Origin of the sequence: Chryseobacterium balustinum, assembly GCF_900168205.1 — a bacterium.
Lineage (GTDB): Bacteria > Bacteroidota > Bacteroidia > Flavobacteriales > Weeksellaceae > Chryseobacterium > Chryseobacterium balustinum.
Genome location: NZ_FUZE01000057.1, coordinates 1 through 2,891 on the forward strand (window position 1 = coordinate 1; position 2,891 = coordinate 2,891).

A 2,891-nucleotide genomic window follows, 5' to 3' on the forward strand; every position below is an offset into this window, starting at 1 on the left:
TGAATAATACATTAATTATCAAATAGTTATAGTATTTTATTTATTTAATATTCACAAAATTTATTTTTAGTATTTTTGGTTGTGCAACAAGCACAAGGGCTTGCCAAAAGCAGGGCTGAAGTGCTTTGATTGAGCATTTGTGCAAGTTTCAACAACAGTATTCTATTAAACTTTTGTGCTAGAAATCCCCGCCTTCGGCAATCCCTAAAACGTTGCGATTGCTATTGAAATCTCAAAAAAACAATCCTTATGCTTCTATAAAGAAGTTAAAAATACTATCATCTATTTTCGGCATGTTTGAACTCGCAAGTAATTTTTTTATAATTAGATATCTTTGTTACAGTACCATTCATTCAGATCTTTACAATCAGTGTATAATGAGGAGCAATCTTCAACATTCCTATATTTCGTTTGTATCATTTGTTTGACTGTCTTACCATTGTCGTCATTATCAAGAAAAAGAAAAATTTTATCATATCCCATTAATAAATTTTCAACTTTGAAAAACATTGCTGTAGAATTTAAAATGAGATAATCCGCAGTTTCATCGTTTATAATATTGATCGCTCTGTAAGTGAGATAATCAAAAAAGCCTTCGAACAGAATGATTTCGTTACAAGAATTCAAATCATTCTTGATCAATGTTACATCCTTAATTCCCAGACATAACTTAGAATACATACTTCGGATTTCAAACCCTCCTGAATCGTTTTTAAAACCAATTCCAAAATAGTTTTTGTTGTTCATCTTATAATTTATCTCCGATACAAAATCCTTTTGTCCGTATACCTTCCGAGATTGTAAGTACTGAATTAAAGCAGGATGCCGAATGTTTGTCGCTTCTAATACCTCATAGTTTTTTTGTGTGATACTACCCTTCTTATCTTCAGAATTAAAAAGAGAAAAATCAAACCGAACAAGATATTTTAATGCTTCGGATACCGAGCATCTGTTGATGATTTGAACAATAGAAATTACATCATAGCTTTTTCCTGTTCCAAAATCAAAAGCAGTATTTTTCATAAAATCAACTGATAGGCTTGGAACATTTTCCTTTCTATCCAGTGCGAAATAAAAAGCAGTTCTTTTGTTTTCCTTTACTGGAAATATATTGAATGACTCTAACACCACTCTGATTCCTACCCTATTCTTAATGTACTGACAATTCATTTTTTTTTGTTTTTGAAGCAATTTTTAAAGACTTATTTTTCTTTTAATAAAAAATAAACTTTGTAATCTTTTATTGGACTTTTAATGATGACTGCAATTAACCTGTATTAGCTTATTAAACTTATTTTTTGAGTGAGCGGAAATCCGAAAAACAGATCAGCGCTATTCCGAAAAAGAGATCAGTACAATTCCGAGAATGCATTTGCAATGCATGAGAGTAATTCCGAAAACATCCTTTAAAAATTGATAAGTAATCCACAATTATGTATGTAGACTTTCATCAATGAGTGCAATTCCGAAAACTCAATATGAAACTCAATTACTTTAACATCCTTTTAACGTCAGCGAGTGGAATTCCGAAAAGCAAATGAGCGTAATTCCGAAAGACAGATGAGTTCAAATCCGAATTCAAATAATGGTTGGATAACCATTAGGTAATAATTTCCCCACTTTTGTATCTCGATAAAGCACAATGATATATTCCTGAATCTTCTGTAAAAAGGTTATTCCTTGAAAGTCCGTTGACCTATTTTTTTGCAATCTATTCATCTTTTTAAATTCTGAAAAAGCTTGTTCAATCATTACTCTTGTCTGGGGTATGTTTTTGTAATGATAAATAAAAAGTACCATTTCATTTTCCTTCAGCATATATCTTTTTCTGAAGTATCTTAATCTCCTTGTCAATTTAGATTGTTCAGAAACATCTACAACTAGATCAATTGTCTTTACCTCTTTTGTCTGATATGGTATTATGGAAATCAAATCCTTGTTATACTTATAATTGAAAGAAAGATTATTGAATTTGTTTAAATTGATTCTCGCAGGTTTTAAGAATTTAAAGCAGAAATCATTTGCTGTTTTATAGTTCAGTCCAAATTTTCTGTTCAAATTAGAAAGCTTAACACTTGTTCCTGTCACTGGTAATTTTGAAAGCCATATCGCAAAAATGATATGCTTATTATTACTGATATTATATACCAGATTATAGAGGACGTAGTTATACTCAGGAATGACCATTAATTTTTTAAGCCAGTAACTGCTGATCAAAAACCGAGTGTAACCTCTTTGATCATAAGAAGGAGTAGAAATTAATCCTCCGAATGTTTTGATCTCCTTTCCCTTTGCATTTACTGACTTATACCAAGCCATTTTAAACTTAGCCAAAAACTCATAAGCATCAATGACTTGTTTTGTTGAACCGCTGGGTGAGATTTTACTATTCCTTATTTTAATTGAGGCAAAAACATTATGATCAGTCTCAAATTCCTCATCGAATAAAGAAAGTTGATGAGGCCGATCCTCAGGTCGAAATTGTTCAGCACTAATTATAGAAACTATATTAAAAATGACACGCAAAGCATTGATGGGAATATCTGCTGCCGCCTGATCCTCAAAAATAAAATCATCAACGAAAGCGTTTCCCAATCTGATTCGCTCAGGGCTTCTATCCCTTTTTTCTTCAAAAATTTTACGAATCATTTTAAAATTCATTTCTGTGTCAGCCATATTGAATAATGTAATTAATTAAAAATCTCGTTTAGAAATTAAATCTGAAGGAATTAATTGGAAAGTATTAAGACAACTTCGGACGTTTTATCGTTGGAACGGACTGTATTGAAAAATCATTTGTAAATCGTCAGCAAAAAGTAGACATTAGATATTAAAAAGTTAAGGAGTGTTTTCATAAAAAGAGTAATTTTAATTATGGCAGCACCGAAAAA

At 31.0% G+C, this 2,891-nt stretch carries 2 protein-coding genes; both read right to left on the reverse strand.

Translation table 11 applies throughout. From position 1 onward, the window contains the following. Positions 1 to 324: 324 nt before the first annotated feature. A complete protein-coding gene (locus B5X64_RS22315; RefSeq protein ID WP_079467314.1) occupies positions 325 to 1,170 on the reverse strand; it encodes a toprim domain-containing protein in 846 nt (281 codons plus the stop codon). A 408-nt stretch (positions 1,171 to 1,578) separates the two neighbouring features. Further along, positions 1,579 to 2,661 (reverse strand): hypothetical protein, encoded by a 1,083-nt coding sequence (locus B5X64_RS22320; RefSeq protein WP_228419087.1) that lies wholly within the window; start codon positions 2,659 to 2,661, stop codon positions 1,579 to 1,581. Positions 2,662 to 2,891 lie beyond the last annotated feature (230 nt).